Here is an 18672-nt window from a genome sequence, read left to right on the forward strand (position 1 = left end):
TGGTCACTCCTTGGTGGCCCCGGCCAGCAGGCCGGAGATGAACTGGCGTTGCAGGACGAGGAAGAGGGCCATCACGGGGATGGCGGCGATGGCGCCGGCGAGCAGGACCTGCGCGTAGTTGGTGGTCGACTGCCCCATGAGAGTCGCGGTGGCCACGGGCAGCGTGTACATCTCGGGGCTGCGCAGCGCGATCAGGGGCCAGACGAACTGGTTCCAGCCGCCGAGGAAGACGAACAGCGCGAGCGCCGCGATGATCGGCCGGTTGACCGGGATGACGATCCGCCACAGGACGCGGAGTTCGCCGGCGCCGTCGACGCGGGCGGCGTCGAGGAGTTCGTCGGGCATCGACCGCAGGGCCTGCCGCATCAGGAAGATGCCGAACGGGGTGACCAGGCCGGGCAGGATGACGGACTGGTACGAGTCGATCAGGCCCAGGTCCATCATCATCTGGAAGATCGGGATCAGCATCACCGTGTCGGGGATGACGAGGGTGCTGAGCAGCAGGACGAAGAACAGATTGCGCCCGCGGAAGTCGAACTTGGCGAAGGCGTAGCCGGCGAGGACCGAGACGACGACCGCGCCGACGGTCTGGATGCCCGCGACCAGGAGGGTGTTGACGAGGACGCGGGTCAGGCCGATGGAGTCCTGGAGGCCCTGGAGGTTCTCCATGAGGTGGCCGCCGGGCAGCAGCTTCGGCGGCCAGGAGAAGACGTCCCTGTCGTCCTGGGTGGCGGCCATGGCGAGCCAGTAGAAGGGACCGACGCAGAGCCCGAAGGCGCCCGCGAGGAGCACGGTGAGCAGGGTGCCGCGGAGCTTCATCGACGCTCTCCCATCAGGCGGACCTGAAGGATCCCGAGCACGGACACGAGCAGCGCGAGCGCGTAGGCGAGGGCCGAGGCGTAGCCGAAGTCGAAGTACTTGAAGCCGTTGTTGTAGAGGTACATGGTGACCGTGAGGGTGGCGTTGTCGGGGCCGCCGCCGGTGAGGACGTACGGCTCGTCGAAGAGCTGGAGGGTGCCGATGGTGGAGAGCACCACCGTGAGGAGGAGGATCGGCCGCAGCTGCGGCAGGGTGATGGAGAAGAAGCGGCGGACCGGTCCCGCGCCGTCGACCATCGCGGCCTCGTACAGCTCCTTGGGGATGCCCTGGAGGCCTGCGAGGTACATCACCGCGTTGTAGCCGGTGTAGTGCCAGGTGATGACGAGGACGACGCCGACGCGGGCCCAGGCGGGGCTGCCGAGCCAGTTCACCGGGTCGATCCCGAAGAACGAGAGGACCCAGTTCAGCAGTCCGGCGTCGCGGTTGAGGATCACGGAGAACATCACGCCGGCGGCGACCAGGCCCGTCAGCGACGGCACGAAGACGCCGAGCCGCCAGAGCGGGCGCAGCCGGACCATGGTGGAGTTCAGGCCGAGGGCGACGAGCAGCGCGAGGCCGAGCATCAGCGGCACCTGGACGACCAGGATCAGCGCGGTGTTCTTCAGCGCGGTCCAGAACAGCGGATCGTCCAGGAGACGCCGGTAGTTGGAGAGCCCGGTGAACTGCCGGGCGTCGCCGTTGCCGGTGGTGAGGCTGATCCAGAACGAGGCGACGATGGGGTACGCCTTGAAGATCGCGAAGCCGAGTACCGCGGGCATGATCAGCAGGTACGGGACGGATTCGCGCGTCAGCAGCCGGCGCCGGCCGGTGCGGGCCCGCCCGGGGCGCGGGGTGGCGCGGCGACCGGGCGGGGTGCCACCTCCCCCGCCACCAGCGGTGGCGGAGGAGGCGGCTGTGGCGGTGGCGGCGCGAGTGGGTTCGGGAGGTGCGAGGGACATGGTCAGGCTGCCTGCTGCCGACCGGTCTGCTGGGCGAGCTGCGCGGCGGCTGCCTTGAGGGCGCCGGCCGGGTCGGCGCCCTTGAGCAGCACCTGGCTCTGGGCGTCGCTGGCGAGCTTGAGGGCGCGGCTGTAGTCGCTCGTGAAGTTGGTCGCCTCGGAGCCGGCGGCGAGCGAGTCGACGAGGGACTTCAGGACGCGCTGGCCACCGTAGAAGGGGTGCGGCGCGTTGAACATCGGGTCCGCGTAGGCCGCCTTGAGGGCGGGGAAGACGCTGCCGGAGGAGTACATGCGGTTGATCTCGGCCGGCTTGGTCAGCGCGTACTCGACGAAGCGCCAGGCGGCCTTGCGGCGCTTGCTGGTGTTGGAGACCGCCAGGTAGGTGGAGTTGACGATGACGCTGCGCCCTCCCCCGGGGACGGCGGCCGGCGGCTGCATGACGCGCCACTTGCCGCTCTGCGAGGGGAACTTCTCGGCCATGTACCCGACGGCCCAGGCGGCCTCGGGGGCGGTGGCGAGCTTCCCCTGGTTGATGAGCCGCTTCCAGGTGCCCTGGCCCGCGGTGTCGGCGAGCAGGCCGCCGTCGTTGAGCCGCTTGATGACGGTGAGGGCCTTGACCGCCTCCGGGGAGGCGAGGGTGACCTTGCCGTCGCTGTCGAAGTAGAAGGCGCCCTGGAGCTGCATCAGGTTCTGGAAGAAGTCCATGTCCTGGGTGGTGCCGGGCTTGTCGAGCCCGATCAGCTGGGCGCCGGTGGCGGCGCGGATCTTCGGTCCGGCGGCGATCAGGTCGTCCCAGCTGGTGATCGAGGCGGGGTCGACGTCGGCCTTCTCGAAGAAGTCGTGGCGGTAGAACATCCCGAGGGGGTTGACCTCCCACGGGAGGGCGTGGACGGCTCTGTCCTTGCCTATGACGGTCGGCCACAGGCCCTCGACGAAGGCGTCCTTGTGCTTGTCGGCGCCGAGCCGGGACAGGTCGGCGATGCCCTCCGGGAACTTGTCCAGGTAGCCGGGCAGGTAGTCGACGCCGATGTGGAGGACGTCGGCGAGGCCCTTGCCGCCGGAGGCGAGGCCGACGGTGATCTTGTCCCAGATGGCCGGCTCGCCGACGTCCTGGATCTCCACCGTGATGCCCGGGTTGTCCCGCTCGAAGGAGGGCACGACCCCGCGCAGGGCCTCCGCCGCGGAGGTCCAGCTCCAGACGGTGATCTTCCCGCTGTCGCCGTCGGCGCCGGCGGTGTCGCCGCCCGATCCGCCGCTGCCGCAGGCGGCGAGGCCGAACCCGGCGGCGGTGGCGCTGGCGAGGTGAAGCATCTGGCGGCGGCTCAGCTGGTGGGACATGACGGCTCCTGGGTGAGGGTGTCGGCGAGGGTGCCGGTGAGGTCTTCGGTGAGGGTCGTGCCGTGGGGAGTGAGGGTCGTGCGGTGGGTGGTGAGGGTGTGCAGTGCCTCCGAGAGCACGTCCGCGACGGCGGTCGGCGTGGAGACGTGCGGGGAGAGGCGGATCCACTCGTCGCGGCGGGTGGTGATCACACCGGCCGCTTCGAGAGTGCGGTGGACGGTCACGGGGTCGTGACCGGGGAGGCGGAACGTGCCGATGCCGGCGCGCTCCTCGGGGCCGAGCCCGTCCAGGAGGACCTCGGCGCCGGCCCGCCGGGCCCGGTCGAGCAGCTCGGCGAGGGTGGCCCGGATCCGGGCGCCCGTGGCGGCCGGGCCGCCCTCGGCGAGCAGCTCGTCGACGGCCGCGCCGAGGGCTGCGGCGGCCGGGAAGTCCGGGTTGGTGGCGAGGTGGGCGGCGGCCCCCGGCAGGGGAGCCGCGGGGTGCTGCTCCGCGAAGGGTTCCGCGACTCCGGCCCAGCCGCCGAGCCCGGGAACCAGGCGCTCGGCGCACCGGTCGCGGATCAGCAGCAGGGCGGCTCCCCAGCCTGCCCGCAGCCACTTCTGGCCGCCGCTGACGAGGGCGTCGGCGGCGTCCGCTTCGAGCGGGACCGCGCCGAGCCCCTGGATGGCGTCGACGACGAGGAGCCGGTCCGGTCCGAGGATCTCCTTGAGGGCGGCGAGCGGCGCCACGTGGCCGGTGAGCGAGTCGACGGCGCTGACGGTGAGGGCGGTGACGTCGGGCGTGAGGTGCCGTCGCAGGAGGTCGGGGGTGATGTGGCGCTGCCCGTCCGGGTCGAGGAGGCGGACGTCCGGGCCGCCTCGGCCGGCGAAGCGGAGCCAGGGGTAGACGTTGGCGGGGAACTCGCCTCGGGGCACCAGCACGGTGCCGGGCCCCCGGAGCGCCGCGGCCACGGTGAAGAGGCCGTTGCTGGTGGAGGGGGCGAGGGCGATCTCGTGGGCCTCGGCGCCGAGGAGCCGGGCCGCCGAGGCCCGGGCGGCGTCGCTGAGGGCGAACAGCCGGTCGAGGTCGGCGGGGTCCGCGCGGCCGGCCAGGTCGTTCGCGGCGGAGAGCGCGGCGGCGGCCCGGCGGGAGAGCGGGCCGACCCTGGCGTGATCGAGGTAGCCCGCCATCGGACCACGGACGGGGGTCGGACCGGGAGCCGCGCGGGTGGCGGCTTCGGTTGCCCGTGGATGAATTTGATCGTTCAAAATCTGTCCCTCAAGAGGCCAGGCACATGGTCGACCCGGAATTTGAAGGTTCACATTAGAGAGATGAGGTCACCCCGGCAAGAGGTTGGACAAGGCGAAATGAAGATCGCCCCCGCCGGCTCCGTCGCCGTCACGGGGAACCGCAGCCCTTCGGGGGAACCCGTCGCGGGTCGTCGCGCGGCGCCGACGGATGCCCTCGGGGTTCGGGCTATCCATGGCCACAGGCGGCGGTCGCCCGTGACCGTCACCGTCCGGACGCCGTCCGGAAGACCGGAAAGGTGGGAGCCCCGTGGCCGTCCAGCCCATTCCCGAGGGATACCCGCGCGTCACGCCGTACCTCTGCGTCGACAGAGCCGCGGCCGCGATCGACTTCTACGTGTCCGTGCTCGGCGCGGTCGAACGCATGCGGATGCCGGCGCCCGGAGGGGCGATCGGCCACGCCGAGCTGTCCCTCGGCAACTCGATCATCATGCTCGCCGACGAGTTCCCGGACATGGGGTTCCGCTCGCCCAAGGCGATCGGCGGCACACCGGTCACCCTGCACGTCTACGTGGAGGACGTCGACGCGGTCTTCGCCAAGGCGCTCGCGCAGGGCGCCAAGGAGCTGTCGGCGGTCAAGGACGAGTTCTACGGCGACCGCACCGGGCAGCTCGAAGACCCCTTCGGCCACCGCTGGAACCTCGCCACGCACATCGAGGACGTCCCCGAGCAGGAGATGGAGAAGCGGGCGAAGGCGGCCCTGCAGTCCATGCAGCCCCCGTCGGACGCCGCCTGAGCCGCGGTCCGTACCGGGCGGTGACGGACCCGCCTGCGGCAAGGGGCCGCGCCGGCGACGTACCGGCGCGGGGCCCCTTGCCGCCCGCCGTAGCGGCTCTGCCATCCTGGCGAGGTGACGCTCGCGCCGCCCACCGCACTCGCCCCCGAACCGATCACCCCGGACTCGCCCCACACCACGCCGAACCCCCTCCTGACCCAGTCCTGGCTCGACCTGGCCTTCCTCCACTGGCCCGTCGACCCCGACGTGGTCGCCCCGCTGCTGCCGGCGGGGACCGTGCCGGACACCCTGCACGGGGTGACGTACGTCGGGCTCGTCGCCTTCCGGATGCACCGGGTCGGGTGGTTCCGGCTGCCCGGCGTCCCCTACCTGGGCAGCTTTCCCGAGACCAACGTCCGCCTGTACTCGGTGGACGCGCGGGGCCGGCGCGGTGTGGTGTTCCGCTCGCTCGACGCGTCGCGGCTCGTGCCCGTAGCCTTCGGGCGGACCCTGTTCCGCCTCCCGTACGTCTGGTCGCGGATGGCCGTCCGCCGTGACGGCGCCACCGTCACGTACAGCAGCAGCCGGCGCCTACCCGGGCCGCGCGGCGCACACAGCAGGATCTCCCTGCGCGTCGGGGAGCGCGTCGAGACCCCCACCGAGCTCGAACACTTCCTGACGGCCCGCTGGGGCATGCACACCGCCTTCTTCGGGCGCCCGCTCTACCTCCCGAACTCCCACCCGCGCTGGCCGCTGCACCGCGCGGAACTGCTCGCGTGCGAGGAGGACTTGGTGGCGGCGGCGGGTCTGCCACAGCCGGCCGGCGACCCCGTGAGCGTGCTGTACTCCCCCGGCGTCCCCGTCGCCTTCGGCCGCCCGGCCCACCACCCCGGCGGCATCCCCACGCCCTGAGCGGAGCCGGCTCCGGGGTGTCGCTCATGGACCGATCGTACGATCCGGCGCACAGACGCCGAACCGGCACCGTGCGGTGACGCATGGTGCCGGTTCGGAGGCGGCGCGTCGGGGCTGCCGCGGGGGGGGTGGGTCAGGAGATCTCGGGGAGCAGGCCGGTGGCCGGGGCCGCCAGGTCGGTGAGCTGGTGGATCTGGCCCAGCTCGTTCACCCGGCTGAGGCCGCCCAGCTGGCTCGCGATGCCGGGGAACTGGGCGCGGGACTCCGCGGGGATGCCGGTCGTCGCGACGGCGTCGAGCTCGCTGATCGGGTTGATGGGCGGGCCGAGCGGGCTGGTGGGGGCGACGGCCTGGGCCGCGGACGCTCCGAGGCAGGAGAAGGCGGCAGCGACGGCCAGGACCGAGGAAATGCGTCGTGTTGAGGTCATACCCCTCACAACGGAGCGGCGTGCCGACGGACACGGCCGCCCCCCGCTCCCACCGTCCGAACGGGCGTACCGGACGCGGCGGTCCGCTACACCCGCTTCAGCCGCGCCCGCCACGGCCCGTCCGCCGCCTCGAACTGCACCACGAGCGGCCCCTCGGGCAGGGGAACGGTCTCGCGCCGCGCGCCGATCTCGTTGACCAGGTTCTCGTCCCTGGGCAGGGCGGTGTGGTCGCCGTGTCCGGCGAGTTCGTAGACGTTCACGATGAGGTTGTCGTCGCCGCGGTAGTGGATGGCGAGGTCGGCCACTCCCCCGGTGTGCAGGAGCACCTCGGGACCGCGGAACTCGGCGTCCTCCTCCGTCAGTCGGCGGGTCGACGCCAGCGGCGACACCTCCACGCGCCACGGCCCCTCCGCCTCCAGCCGGAGACGGAGGGTCCCGTTCTCGGGGACCGTGGCGAGCACCCGGCCCCGGAAGTCGTCCTCGGTGCTGTTGACGAGGAAGTCCTTCTCCTTGTTGCGCCGGTCGAGGACCGCCAGGCCCGTGTACCCGTCGCCCTGTACGTCGAGTTGGACCACGACCGGACCCGGCGGGAGCCCGCTGACGGTGATCACGTCGTTGTCCCGGCCGATCTGTGTGTACGGGGCGAAGACGGGTCCGTACGACCAGGGGTGTCCGTGCGGCCTCCGGTCCACTGCGGCCGCGGCGAACGGCGAGACCGGTGCGGCCGGTGCGGCCGGTGGCGCTGGTGCCAGCGGTGCGGCAGGCGGCGGCGTGGGCGGAAGCGCGAAGGGCGGGGCCTGCTGCGCCGGCGCCGGCGTCGGCAGCGGCTGCGGCTGCGGCTGCGGCTGCGGCTGCGGCTGCGGTGTCGGCTGCGCCGCCGGCTCCGCCACGTCCACGCCGTGGTCGGTCGCCAGGCCCGCGAGGCCGTTCGCGTATCCCTGGCCCACCGCCCGGAACTTCCAGCCGCCCGCCCGCCGGTACAGCTCCGCGAGGACCATCGCCGTCTCCCCGGCGCCGTCCGTCACGTCGTACCGCGCGACCGACGTCCCGTCGGGGGCGAACGCCTCCACCGACAGACCCGCGACGTCCCGCATCGTGCCGTTCTCCGTCGAGCCGACCACCAGGACGCGGGCGATCCGCTCCTCGACAGCGGTGAGGCCGACGTCCAGCCACGCCGTGCCGCGGCCGACACCCCCACCGACAGCGCCCTCCGTCAACCGGACGGCCCCGGACGGATGCACCGGCGTGCCGTGGAAGACGACGTCTCCGTCGCCCCTCACCGCCCCGCTCTCCGTGAGCAGCAGGGCCATGGCGTCCAGCCCGCCGCCCCGTACCGCGATCCGCAGCGGGACGGACGGTACGAAGCTGTTGTCTCCCTTGATCATCGAACCCAAGGCTCGGCGGCCCTTCCCCTCGTGTCCCCACCCTTGTCGATCACAGGGCGATCCTGCATTCGACGGGCGCGTACGGACAAGGCCCCTGGTCGACGGAGGCGGCGGCTCAGGCGCCGGCCAGCTCGGCGTTCGCGCGCTCGGTGACGAGTGTCAGCACGCGGCCCGCGGTCGCGAGGTCCTCGGCCGGGATGTCGGCGTACAGGCGGGCGGAGATCTCGGCGGACTCGGCGGAGGTGGTCGCGTCCAGTTCCCGTCCGGCGTCCGTGAACCGGAGGCGGGACGTCTCCGCCGGGTCCTCCTCCAGCAGCTTCGCCGCGATCAGCTCGTCGACGACGCCGCGCACGACCGAATCGTCGGTCTTCAGCGAGCCGTTGACGTCGGCGACGAGCTCCTCGCGGCCGAGGGACCCGCCCGCGGCCACGACGGCCCGGAGCGTCACGCTCTGGTGGTACGTGATGCCGTGGCGGGTCAGTACGCCCTCCAGGACGGCGCGCCCTGCGAAGAAGGCCAGGGCGACGACCCGGCCGTTGGCCGAGGGTGCGGTGGTAGTGGTGGTGGTCATGACTACTCCTCGTCGTTCTCGGTGTGCGGATCACTGTGCGGATCAACGTGCGGATCGAGCGGTACGTCGAGCAGGGTCGCCAGCTCGCGGGTGAACTGCCGTGCACGCGGCCCGTCCTGGCCCCCGAGCGGCTCCAGCAACTGGTCGAGGAGCCGCTGGACCACCGTGACGGCGCGGCGCGTGACGTCGTGCCCTTCCTCGGTGAGCGACAGCTGTACGGCGCGGGGGTCGTCCGGGTCCCGGGTGCGGGCGACGAGCCCGGCGGCCTCCAGGGCGCGGGCGAGCTTGGAGACGTACAGCGGCTCGAGCCCCGTGTGGTCGGCGAGGCGCCGCTGACTGGGCCGGAGCCCGGAGCGCCCCATGCCGTACAGCGACGCCATCAGCGCGTACTGGGCATGGGTCAGGCCCAGCGGCGCGACCGCCCGGTCGACGGCCACCCGCCACTTCATGGACAGGCGCCAGACCAGAAATCCCGCTGTGGCGCCCTCAGTTGCTCTGCTCACATCGAGATACAGTACATGGCTACTATGTACATGGCTACTATCTTCTCGCGGGTATCACCGGAGGGAGAGGGGTGAAGGAGGGGGGAGGAGGGCGGCAAGAGGACGTACGCACTCCTTGCCACTTACAACTTATAGCGCACAGGGGGGCTTGCGGCAAGGCCCCGGTGGTACCGCAGAATCTCTCACCATGACCCCCCTGATCACCAGTGCGTTCGACCTGCCCGACCGACTCTCCCCCAAGGCCGACCCGGCGCTCATCGCCGGCGACGAGAAGCACTTCGCGGACATCGCGGAGAGCCTCGACCAGGTGATCGCCGAGCTGTCCGACCGTCTCGACGCCGAGCTCAAGGCCCCCGGCGGCGTCGGCCGTGAGGCGATGGAGCGGGACATGGAAGTCCACCGCCTGACCTCCCGCCTGCGCGCGCTGCGCCGCTTCGGCCTGGACCTGTGCCTCGGGCACATGGTCGCCGAGGACGGCTCCGAGCCCCTGTACGTCGGGCGGCTCGGTCTCACCGACACCTCGGGGCGCCGGCTGCTCATCGACTGGCGTTCCCCCGCGGCCGAGCCGTTCTTCGGCGCGACCCACGGCAACCCGATGGGTCTCGCCAGCCGCCGCAGGTACCGCTGGACCGGTGGCCGGATCAGCGACTACTGGGACGAGGTCTTCACCCAGGACGCGTTCGTCGGGCACGCAGCCCTCGACGACCAGTCGTCGTTCATCGCCGGCCTCGGCACCAACCGGTCGGCCCGGATGCGTGACGTACTCGGCACCATCCAGGCCGACCAGGACGCGATCATCCGCGCGGGATCCCGCGGCGCTCTCGTCGTCGACGGCGGCCCCGGTACGGGAAAGACCGTCGTCGCGCTCCACCGCTCCGCCTATCTCCTCTACTCCGACCCCCGCCTCGGTCACCGTCGCGGCGGCGTGCTGTTCGTCGGTCCCCACGACCCGTACCTGGCCTACGTCGCCGACGTCCTGCCCAGCCTCGGCGAGGAGGGTGTGCGGACGTGCACCCTGCGGGACCTCGTCCCGGAGGGGGCGTCGGCGCCGGACGAGGCCGACGCCGAGGTGGCCCGTCTGAAGTCGTCCGCGGACATGGTGAAGGCGATCGAGAAGGCCGTCAGGTTCTACGAGGATCCGCCCACCGAAGGGATGTCGGTCACGACTCCCTGGGCCGAACTCAGGCTGAGCGCCGACGAATGGGTCGAGGCGTTCGAGGCGCCGGGGCCGAGCACTCCGCACAACGAGGCCCGGGACCTCATCTGGGAGGAGCTGACCACGATCCTGTGGGACAAGTTCGACGGAGACGGGTTCGCGGACGCCGACGGGGACGGGAACGCCGTGTCTCCCGAGCAGTTCCGCAGGTCGCTCCTGCACGACAAGGAGCTGGTCGGCGCGCTCCACGGCGCGTGGCCGCTCCTCGAACCCGCCGACGTCGTCGGCGACCTGTGGTCGGTCCCCGCCTACCTGCGGATGTGCGCGCCGTGGCTCGACCGCGACGAGGTCCGGATGCTCCAGCGCGCGAACCCGCAGGCCTGGACGGTGTCCGACCTGCCGATCCTGGACGCGGCACGGCAGCGGCTCGGCGACCCGAAGGCCTCGGAGCGCAAGCGGCGCCACGACGCCACCGTCGCCGCCGAGCGCGAGCGGATGGCCGGTGTCATCAGCGACATCCTCGACGCCGACGCCGACGGCGAGGGCGCGGTGACGATGCTGCGCGGCCGGGACCTCCAGGACAGCCTGATCGACGAGGGCGCGCTGCCCGGTGCCGACGTGGACCCGCTGGCCGGCCCGTTCGCGCACGTCGTCGTGGACGAGGCGCAGGAGCTGACCGACGCGGAGTGGCAGATGCTGCTGCTCCGCTGTCCGTCGCGGAGCTTCACCATCGTCGGTGACCGCGCGCAGGCCAGGCACGGCTTCACCGAGTCGTGGCGGGAACGGCTGGAGCGGGTCGGGATCGACCGGATCGACGTGGCCTCGCTCAGCGTCAACTACCGGACGCCGGAGGAGGTCATGGCGGAGGCCGAGCCGGTGATCCGGGCGGCGCTTCCCGACGCCAACGTGCCGAGCTCGGTCCGCAGCAGCGGCATTCCCGTGGTCCGCGGATCCGTCGCGGAGCTCGACGCGGTCCTCGACACGTGGCTGGCCGCGAACGCCGACGGGATCGCCTGTGTCATCGGCGATCCGACGTTCCCCGCGACGTCCCGCGTCCGGTCGCTGACCCCGCAGCTGTCGAAGGGCCTGGAGTTCGACCTGGTCGTGCTCGTCGACCCGGAGACGTACGGCGAGGGCGTCGAGGGGGCGGTCGACCGCTACGTCGCCATGACCCGGGCGACCCGGCAGCTCGTGATCCTCACGAGCTCCTGACCGTCATCAGATCCTGACCGTCACGTGGTCCTGATCGCCACATGGTCCTGACCGTCACGAGCTCCCGACCTCGGCGGGCGGCAGGCGGAGCGTGAAGCGCGCGCCGCCGTCGGGGGCCTGGTCGACGGTCAGGTCCCCGTCGTGGCGGCGGGCCACGTCGCGGGCGATGGCGAGGCCGAGGCCCGCACCGCCGTCGTCCCGGCTCCTGGCGTCGTCGAGGCGGACGAAGCGCTCGAAGACCCGGTCGCGCTCGGCCTCGGGGACCCCTGCGCCGTCGTCGTCGACGCACAGCAGGACGCCGCCGCCCGTCACGCGCACCGTCGCCGTGATCCGGGCGTCCGCGTGCCGCTGGGCGTTGTCCAGGAGGTTGCCGATCACCCGGGCGAGCTGCTGCCGGGAGCCCGCGACGACCGCCCCGGCGTCGGCTTCCGCCCGTACGCCGATCCGGTCCCCGGTCCGCTGGGCGACCTCCCCGGCCAGCAGCTCGCCCAGGTCCACCCGCCCGTCGCCCGGCCGCTCGCCGGCGTCCAGGCGGGCGAGGAGGAGCAGGTCCGTGGCGAGGTGCTGGAGCCGGACCGTGTCCTCGACGGCGCCGGGCAGGTCGAGGAGGTCGGGGTGGGCCGCAGCGACCTCCAGCTGGGTGCGCAGGCTGGCGATGGGGCTGCGGAGCTCGTGGGAGGCGTCGGCGACGAACCGGCGCTGCCGTTCCACGGAGCCTTCGAGAGCGGCGAGCGTCTCGTTGGTCGTCCGGGCGAGGCGGGCGATCTCGTCACCGCTGACCGGCTCGGGGACGCGCCGGCTCAGGTCGGCGGAGGCGGTGATCGCGGCCATCTCGCGGCGGATGTCCTCGACGGGCCGCAGGGCGCGGCGGGTCACCAGCCAGGTCACGACGGCCACCACGCCCAGGAGGAGGGGCAGTCCGGCCAGCATCACGAGGGCCGCCGTGCCGACGGTGGACCGACGTCCCGCCAAGGACGCCCCGGCGTGGACGCGTACGGTCTCGTCCCTCGGGTCCGTGGCCTCGACCTCGCTGAACCGGTACGGGGCGTCGTGGCCGTCGACGGTGGCGCGGCCCTCGCCGTGCCGGGTGGTCGCGCCGACGCTGCCGGCTTCGGGGTCGTCCGCGTCGTCCCCGTCCTCCGCGTCGTCGTCGCGGTCCGGGCCGGGGCTCGGCGCCGGGGTGACACCGGGGACGCCGGTGCCGCTGATCGCCTCCAGGTCCTCGCTCACCGCGAGCACCCGGCCGTCCCGGTCGACGACCTGGACGGGGTGGTCCTCGGCGTCGGGCAGTTCGAGCTCCGTGTACGGGGTGCCGGCCGCGATCTGGGACGCGACCCGGCGCGCGGCCGCGTCGGCCGCCGCGTCGGCCTGCCCGCCGAGATTGTCGCGGAGCGCGAGGAGGACGGCGACGCCCGCCGCGAGCAGGGCGACGGCGACGACCAGGGTGGCGCCGAGGGTCGCCTTCGCCCGGACGGAGCCGAAGGGGCGCCGGCGGCTCACGGCGCCTCCAGGCGGTAGCCGGCGCCGCGGACGGTCCGGATCAGGTCGGCGCCCAGTTTGCGGCGCAGCGTGCTCACGTACACCTCGACGATGTTCGGGTCGCCCTCGTACGCGAAGTCCCACACGTGGGCGAGGATCTCGCTCTTGGAGACGACCTCCCCCGCGCGCACGGCGAGGTGCTCCAGGACGGCGAACTCCTTGGCAGCGAGCGGGATCTCCGTCCCGTCGCGGAACACCCTGCGCGCGGTGGTCTCGATCCTCAGGGTGCCGAGGTGCAGCACCGGCGAGCCGCCGGCTCCGTTGCTGCGCCGCAGGAGCGCCCGGATGCGGGCGACGAGGACGACGTACGAGAACGGTTTGGTCAGGTAGTCGTCGGCGCCCGTGTCGAGGCCCTCGGCCTCGTCGTACTCGCCGTCCTTGGCGGTGAGCATGAGGATCGGCACGTCGTGGCCCGCGGCCCGGAGCGCGGAGCAGACGCGGTAGCCGTTCATGCCGGGCAGCATGATGTCGAGCACCACCAGGTCGTACGGTTCGGCGGACGCCTGGTGCAGTCCTTCGAGCCCGTCGTGGACGACGTCCACGGCGAAGCCCTCCGCGCGCAGGCCCTTCGCGAGGGACAGGGCGAGGCGTCTTTCGTCCTCCACGATCAGCAGCCGCATGCCCCCAGCTTCGCAAACGGAACCTGAAGCCGGCTTCAGGTGACTTCAGGACCGCTTCAGCCTTCCTTCCGCAGAGTAGGGGCCATCGCATCGGACGACGGAAGGAACCCCATGAAGCGCAAGCTCGTGCTCGCCACCGCCACCGCGGTCGCCCTGGTCACCGGCGGCACCGCGGTCGCCCTGGCGGCCGGCGGCACCGAGTCGGCGCCGGTCCAGCAGGTCCGAGCGGCACTGGACCAGGACGACGACGGCGCCGGCGACGGCGCCGCCGACGACCGGGGGGTGCGGACCGCCGATCGGATCACCGCCGTCCAGGCCATCGACGCCGCCGTGAAGGCACGGCCGGGCACGGTGGTCTCCGCCGAACTGGACGACGACAAGGACGAGGACCAGGACGACGGCTGGGACGACGGCTGGGAGGTCGTGGTGCTCGGCGCGCGTGGCTCCACCACTCACACCGTGCACGTCGACCCGGTGTCGGGCCGCGTCCTCGGCACGGACACGGACACGGACGACGATTCCGACGACGCCGCCGAGGACGCCGCCGAGGACGCCGCGGTGCGGAACGCGAAGGTCGGCGCGCGCCAGGCGGCGCAGGCCGCCGCCGCGAAGGGCTTCGTGACCTCGGTCGAACTCGACGACGAGGACGACAGGCCCGCCACGGGCTGGGACGTCGGCGTCCGGCCGACCGGTGGGGCGGAGGACGACTGGAGCGTGGACGTGAAGACCGGCGCGCTCGCCGCTGACCACGACGACTGATACCGGAGGCGTCGACGACGGCGCGGGCGAGGAGGGTTTCCTCGGGGCCGTCGGTGCGGGTGACGTGGACGACGAACGGCTGGTCCTCCCGGTCGGCGTCGACGGTCCGGTCGCGGCCGGCGCGCGAGAGCCCGGACACCTGCATCGACATGCGTCAACATAGACACATGTCGAATGACTCCGTACTGCCGCTGCTCGCGCCCGACGCGGTCCCGTGCTGCCCGCCCCTCTCCGAGCGACCGCTCACGACCGAGGAGGCCGAGCGGGCCGCGCGGATGTTCAAGGCGCTCGGGGATCCCGTGCGGCTGCGGCTGTTCTCCGCCGTCGCCTCCCACGAGGGCGGCGAGGCCTGCGTCTGCGACATCTCCGACGTCGGCGTCTCCCAGCCGACCGTCTCGCACCACCTGAAGAAGCTGAAGGAGGCCGGGCTGCTCTCCTCCGAGCGGCGCGGCACCTGGGTGTACTACCGCGTCGAGCCGTCCGTCCTCGCGGCGATGGGCGCGCTCCTCACCAAGGCGGCCGTCGCATGACCGTCCCCGTCGTGCCCCTGACCGCCGCGCACGCCGAACAGGTCGCCGCGATCCACCAGGCGGGCATCGACGAGGGCCTCGTCGAGCGCCGCAGCCCGCTCGTCGACCGACCCGCTCACCCACACGGCGGACGGCCGATCATGGCGTTGACCAGCGGGCTCCGTCATATAGCAGGACGAGTGGTTTAGCTCCCCGTCCGTGTGACGGAGCTGGCCCGTGGGACGCCCGTACGTCGAGTGTGTGCGCGATGACTACTCATGACACGCACACTCCGGACAACAGCACTCCCTCACGGCGCTCCGTGGTCACGGCGACCGGTGCCTCGGCGCTCGCCGCCGGGCTCGCCGCCGCATCCGCCGGGCCCGCGACGGCTCTGAGCCCGGCGACCACCCCCTCGACGGCGCCCGCCGCCGTCCCCGCCGCCGTGCCGCCGGGCACCGACCCCCGGGCGTTCACCACGGTCGCCCGCGCCATCGCCGTCTACGACGAGCACGACGAGTCCCTCGTCCCGACCTACCTCAGGATCGTCGAGAACGGCCTGCCGACCCGTCGGGCGAAGGCCACGAAGCGGGTCCTGATCGTCGGCGCGGGCCCGGCCGGACTCCTCGCCGCCGACCTGCTCAACCGGGCGGGCCACGACGTCGTCGTGATCGAGGCCAACGGCAACCGCGTCGGCGGCCGCATCAAGACGTTCCGCAAGGGCGGCCACGAGAACGGGGAGCAGCCCTTCGCCGACCCGCTGCAGTACGCCGAGGCCGGGGCGATGCGGCTGCCCGAGAGCCACCCGCTCCTCATGGCGCTGATCGAGAAGTACGAGCTCCCCCGCCAGGAGTTCTACCTGGTGGACGTGGAGGTCGGGAACCCGTCGAAGCAGGCCAACCGGACCTGGATCCACGTCAACGGCGTCCACATGCGCCGAGCCGACTACGAGAAGAACCCCGCGCGGATCAACGACACCTTCGGCGTCCCGGACGCCTACCGCGCCAAGACGGCCGCCACGATCCTCGCCGAGGCCCTCGAACCCGCGCGCCGGCTCGTCCGGGACAAGGAGGGGACGGCCCTCGTCGAGGGCTGGGTCGAGATCCTCACTCGGTACGGGCACTGGTCCATGTACCGGTACCTCACCGAGGTCGCCGGACTCGACACCCGCACCATCGACCTCGTCGGCACCATCCAGAACCTGACGTCGCGGCTGCACCTCTCCTTCATGCACAGCTTCCTGTCCGCCGCGCTGATCGACCCGAAGACGAAGTTCTGGGAGATCAAGGGCGGCACCGCTCTGTTCGCCGACGCGCTGTACGCGCCGGTGAAGGGAAAGGTGCGGCTCGACCGGCGCGCCGTACGGATCGAGCGGAGCGGCGGCAAGGTCAGGGTGCACACCGTCTCCGAGGACCACCAGTCCGGCGGGGAGGGCGTCACGGAGGTCTTCGAGGGCGACGAGGCGATCATCACCGTCCCGTTCTCCGGACTGCGGCACGTGACCTTCGCCCCTCCGCTGGCCTACGGCAAGCGGCGGGCGATCACGGAGCTGCACTACGACGCGGCGACCAAGGTGCTGCTGGAGTTCTCCCGGCGCTGGTGGGAGTTCACCGAGGCGGAGTGGAAGGAGGCGCTGGACTCCATCGAGGACGGGCTGTACGAGAAGTACCGGGCGGGTGGGGTCGCGCACGGCGAGTACCTCGGCGCGCACCGGTCCGTGAAGGACCTGGGGGTGACGGTCCCGGACGGCCTCAAGGAGTACTTCTCCGTCTTCCGGCCCGTCGCGGGCCGCGAGCCGGAGGCGTCGCACGTGCGGGGCGGCGGCACGGTCAGCGACAACGCCAACCGCTTCATGTACTTCGAGCACGCGCAGCCCATGGAGGGCGCCGACGGGGGCATCATGCTCGCCTCCTACAGCTGGGCCGACGACGCCCTCAAGTGGGACGCGTTCGCCGACGAGGAGCGGTACCTTCGGGCGCTGGCCGGCGTGCAGGCCGTCTTCGGCCGCCGCTGCGAGGTCTTCTTCACCACCAAGTGCAGGACGCAGTCGTGGATGCGTGACCACTACGCGTACGGGGAGGCCTCCGTGCTCTTCCCGGGGCAGCACACCGAGCTGTTCCCGGACGTGCCCACGTCCGAGGGGCCGCTGCACTTCGCGGGGTGCCACACGTCCATCAAGCCCGCCTGGATCGAGGGCGCGCTGGAGTCCGCCGTCCGGACGGCCCTGAAGGTCCACACGCGCTGACGGAGCGGGTGAGGGTCACCGGTCCGGTGGCCCTCACCCGGGGGTGAGTTCGCCGCTGAGCCTGTCGTGGAGGGCGGCGCTGGGTTCGTTGAGGCCGACGATCTCCACGGTCTTGCCGCGCTGCGCGTACCTGGCCCCGATGGCGTCGAGGACGGCGACGGAGGACGCGTCCCAGATGTGGGCGGCGGACAGGTCGATGACGACCTTGCCGGGGTCGGTGGCGTACCGGAACCGGCCGACGAGGTCGTGGGAGGAGGCGAAGAACAGCTCGCCGGTGACGCGGTAGACGACCGTGGTGCCGTCGGGGTCGGTGACGGCCGTGACGTCGGCGTGGTGGGCGACGCGTCGGGCGAAGATCACCACGGCGGTGACCGAGCCGGCGACGACGCCGACGGCGAGGTTGTGCGTGGCGACCACGCACACGACGGTGATCACCATGACGGCGATCTCCCCGGCGGGCAGCCGCCGCAGCGTCTTCGGGGCGACGGAGTGCCAGTCGAAGGTGGCGAAGCACACCATGACCATGACGGCGACGAGCGCGGCCATGGGGATGTCGGAGACGACCGGGCCGAAGACGATGCACAGCACCATCAGGAACGCGCCGGAGAGGAAGGTCGACAGGCGCGTACGGGCGCCGGAGACCTTGACGTTGATCATCGTCTGGCCGATCATCGCGCAGCCGCCCATGCCGCCGAAGAAGCCGGTCACGATGTTGGCGATGCCCTGGCCGATCGATTCGCGGGTCTTGCTGGAGCGGGTGTCGGTGATCTCGTCGACCAGCGTGGCCGTCATCAGCGACTCCATCAGGCCGACCAGCGCCATCGCGAGCGCGTACGGGGCGATCAGCGTCAGCGTGTCGAGGGTGAACGGCACGTCGGGCAGGCCCGGACCCGGCAGCGAGGACGGCAGGGCGCCCTTGTCCCCGACGGTCGGGACCGCGATGCCGGCGGCGACGGTGACGACCGTGAGGATGACGATCGAGACCAGCGGCGCCGGGACGGCCGTCGTGACCTTGGGGAAGAACACCATCAGCGCGAGCCCGGCCAGGACCAGCGGGTAGACGGCCCAGGGCACGTCCCGCAGCTCCTTGATCTGGGCCATGAAGACCAGGATCGCGAGGGAGTTCACGAAGCCGACCATCACCGAGCGCGGGACGAACCGCAGGAGCTTCGCCACCCCGAGCGCCCCGAGGACGATCTGGAAGACACCGGCGAGGATGACGGCGGCGATCAGATAGCCCAGCCCGTGCTCACGGTTGAGGGGCGCGATGACGAGGGCGACGGCACCGGTCGCGGCGGAGATCATGGCCCGCCGACCGCCGACGACGGAGATGACGACGGCCATGGTGAAGGAGGCGAACAGGCCGATCGCCGGGTCCACCCCCGCGATGATCGAGAACGAGATCGCCTCGGGTATCAGCGCGAGGGCGACCACCAGGCCGCCGAGCACCTCGGTGCGCCAGACCTTGGGGTCGCGCAGCCAGTCCGGCTTCAGCCCGCGCAGGCGCGCGACCGGGGACACGACGGAAACGGAGGAGGACAAGGGATTCGGAACCTGTCGTGCTCGGGTGCGCCCGTTTGCGGCGGGCGGGAGGGCGGAACGAGCGACTCTATCGCGAGGTCAGGACCGCGGGCCTCGGGGCTGCTCCGCGCACCTCCTGCGCCAGGCCGGCGAGACGT

The 18672-nt window shown here is 72.2% G+C and carries 18 protein-coding genes and 1 pseudogene; 7 read left to right on the forward strand and 12 right to left on the reverse strand.

Translation table 11 applies throughout. The features are described 5' to 3' along the window. Positions 1-3: 3 nt before the first annotated feature. Genes ACFC0G_RS07280 through ACFC0G_RS07295 form a run of 4 tightly spaced genes read right to left on the reverse strand, consistent with a single transcriptional unit; the run spans position 4 to position 4323 of the window. Positions 4-819 (reverse strand): carbohydrate ABC transporter permease, encoded by an 816-nt coding sequence (locus ACFC0G_RS07280; RefSeq protein WP_376398572.1) that lies wholly within the window; start codon positions 817-819, stop codon positions 4-6. Next, complete coding sequence (locus tag ACFC0G_RS07285) at positions 816-1817, reverse strand: carbohydrate ABC transporter permease (RefSeq protein ID WP_376398575.1); 1002 nt, start codon at positions 1815-1817, stop codon at positions 816-818. Before ACFC0G_RS07285 ends, ACFC0G_RS07280 begins: the two co-directional genes overlap by 4 nt. A 2-nt stretch (positions 1818-1819) precedes the next feature. Further along, positions 1820-3154 carry an ABC transporter substrate-binding protein gene (locus ACFC0G_RS07290; RefSeq protein WP_376398578.1) on the reverse strand — a complete coding sequence of 445 codons (1335 nt, stop codon included), beginning with the start codon at positions 3152-3154 and terminating at the stop codon, positions 1820-1822. After that, the gene (locus tag ACFC0G_RS07295; RefSeq protein ID WP_376398581.1) at positions 3139-4323 is read right to left on the reverse strand and encodes an aminotransferase class V-fold PLP-dependent enzyme; all 1185 of its coding nucleotides are present in this window, start codon (positions 4321-4323) and stop codon (positions 3139-3141) included. Before ACFC0G_RS07295 ends, ACFC0G_RS07290 begins: the two co-directional genes overlap by 16 nt. 367 nt (positions 4324-4690) lie before the next feature. Between ACFC0G_RS07295 and ACFC0G_RS07300 the strand changes: the two genes are divergently transcribed. After that, on the forward strand, positions 4691-5176 hold the full coding sequence (locus ACFC0G_RS07300) for a VOC family protein (protein ID WP_376398584.1): 486 nt from the start codon (positions 4691-4693) through the stop codon (positions 5174-5176). 114 nt (positions 5177-5290) lie between these two features. Then, positions 5291-6067 (forward strand): YqjF family protein, encoded by a 777-nt coding sequence (locus ACFC0G_RS07305; RefSeq protein ID WP_376398587.1) that lies wholly within the window; start codon positions 5291-5293, stop codon positions 6065-6067. Between the two features lie 133 nt (positions 6068-6200). Here the strand turns inward: ACFC0G_RS07305 and ACFC0G_RS07310 are convergent, their stop codons facing one another. The 4 genes from ACFC0G_RS07310 to ACFC0G_RS07325 all read right to left on the reverse strand — a co-directional run bounded on the left by ACFC0G_RS07310 (position 6201) and on the right by ACFC0G_RS07325 (position 8953). Beyond that, complete coding sequence (locus ACFC0G_RS07310; RefSeq protein ID WP_376398590.1) at positions 6201-6494, reverse strand: hypothetical protein; 294 nt, start codon at positions 6492-6494, stop codon at positions 6201-6203. A gap of 86 nt (positions 6495-6580) precedes the next feature. Then, positions 6581-7879, reverse strand: a complete 1299-nt coding sequence (locus ACFC0G_RS07315; RefSeq protein WP_376398594.1) for a TerD family protein — start codon at positions 7877-7879, stop codon at positions 6581-6583. A gap of 115 nt (positions 7880-7994) precedes the next feature. Next, positions 7995-8450: a MarR family transcriptional regulator gene (locus tag ACFC0G_RS07320; RefSeq protein ID WP_376398597.1), complete on the reverse strand. Its 456-nt coding sequence runs from the start codon at positions 8448-8450 to the stop codon at positions 7995-7997. A gap of 2 nt (positions 8451-8452) precedes the next feature. Next, positions 8453-8953, reverse strand: coding sequence for a MarR family winged helix-turn-helix transcriptional regulator (locus ACFC0G_RS07325; RefSeq protein WP_376398599.1), 501 nt, complete (start codon positions 8951-8953; stop codon positions 8453-8455). Between the two features lie 187 nt (positions 8954-9140). Here ACFC0G_RS07325 and helR point away from each other — a divergent pair, with 187 nt between their 5' ends. Further along, positions 9141-11321, forward strand: coding sequence for an RNA polymerase recycling motor ATPase HelR (helR, locus tag ACFC0G_RS07330; protein WP_376398602.1), 2181 nt, complete (start codon positions 9141-9143; stop codon positions 11319-11321). Positions 11322-11375: 54 nt separating this feature from the next. Here the strand turns inward: helR and ACFC0G_RS07335 are convergent, their stop codons facing one another. Together ACFC0G_RS07335 and ACFC0G_RS07340 are read right to left on the reverse strand one after the other, a co-directional pair. Further along, positions 11376-12821, reverse strand: a complete 1446-nt coding sequence (locus ACFC0G_RS07335; protein WP_376398605.1) for a sensor histidine kinase — start codon at positions 12819-12821, stop codon at positions 11376-11378. After that, the gene (locus ACFC0G_RS07340; RefSeq protein WP_376398608.1) at positions 12818-13480 is read right to left on the reverse strand and encodes a response regulator transcription factor; all 663 of its coding nucleotides are present in this window, start codon (positions 13478-13480) and stop codon (positions 12818-12820) included. The genes ACFC0G_RS07335 and ACFC0G_RS07340 overlap by 4 nt, the downstream gene beginning before the upstream one ends. A 111-nt stretch (positions 13481-13591) precedes the next feature. Here ACFC0G_RS07340 and ACFC0G_RS07345 point away from each other — a divergent pair, with 111 nt between their 5' ends. After that, positions 13592-14239, forward strand: a complete 648-nt coding sequence (locus tag ACFC0G_RS07345) for a PepSY domain-containing protein (protein WP_376398611.1) — start codon at positions 13592-13594, stop codon at positions 14237-14239. Between the two features lies 1 nt (position 14240). On the opposite strand, the pseudogene ACFC0G_RS07350 reads toward ACFC0G_RS07345, so the two are convergent. Beyond that, positions 14241-14378: pseudogene (locus tag ACFC0G_RS07350) on the reverse strand (flavoprotein); the annotation flags it as partial. 28 nt (positions 14379-14406) lie between these two features. Between ACFC0G_RS07350 and ACFC0G_RS07355 the strand changes: the two are divergent. The 3 genes from ACFC0G_RS07355 to ACFC0G_RS07365 are packed head-to-tail and all read left to right on the forward strand — an operon-like array spanning position 14407 to position 16993. Then, positions 14407-14769 carry an ArsR/SmtB family transcription factor gene (locus ACFC0G_RS07355; RefSeq protein WP_376398614.1) on the forward strand — a complete coding sequence of 121 codons (363 nt, stop codon included), beginning with the start codon at positions 14407-14409 and terminating at the stop codon, positions 14767-14769. Beyond that, positions 14766-14957 carry a hypothetical protein gene (locus ACFC0G_RS07360; protein ID WP_376398617.1) on the forward strand — a complete coding sequence of 64 codons (192 nt, stop codon included), beginning with the start codon at positions 14766-14768 and terminating at the stop codon, positions 14955-14957. Before ACFC0G_RS07355 ends, ACFC0G_RS07360 begins: the two co-directional genes overlap by 4 nt. 59 nt (positions 14958-15016) lie before the next feature. Then, entirely contained in the window at positions 15017-16993 is a 1977-nt protein-coding gene (locus tag ACFC0G_RS07365; protein WP_376398620.1) for a flavin monoamine oxidase family protein, read from the forward strand. Between the two features lie 33 nt (positions 16994-17026). On the opposite strand, the gene ACFC0G_RS07370 is transcribed toward ACFC0G_RS07365, so the two are convergent. After that, the gene (locus ACFC0G_RS07370) at positions 17027-18514 is read right to left on the reverse strand and encodes a SulP family inorganic anion transporter (RefSeq protein WP_376398623.1); all 1488 of its coding nucleotides are present in this window, start codon (positions 18512-18514) and stop codon (positions 17027-17029) included. Between the last annotated feature and the right edge of the window lie 158 nt (positions 18515-18672).

Source organism: Streptomyces sp. NPDC056169, assembly GCF_042268445.1.
GTDB lineage: Bacteria > Actinomycetota > Actinomycetes > Streptomycetales > Streptomycetaceae > Streptomyces.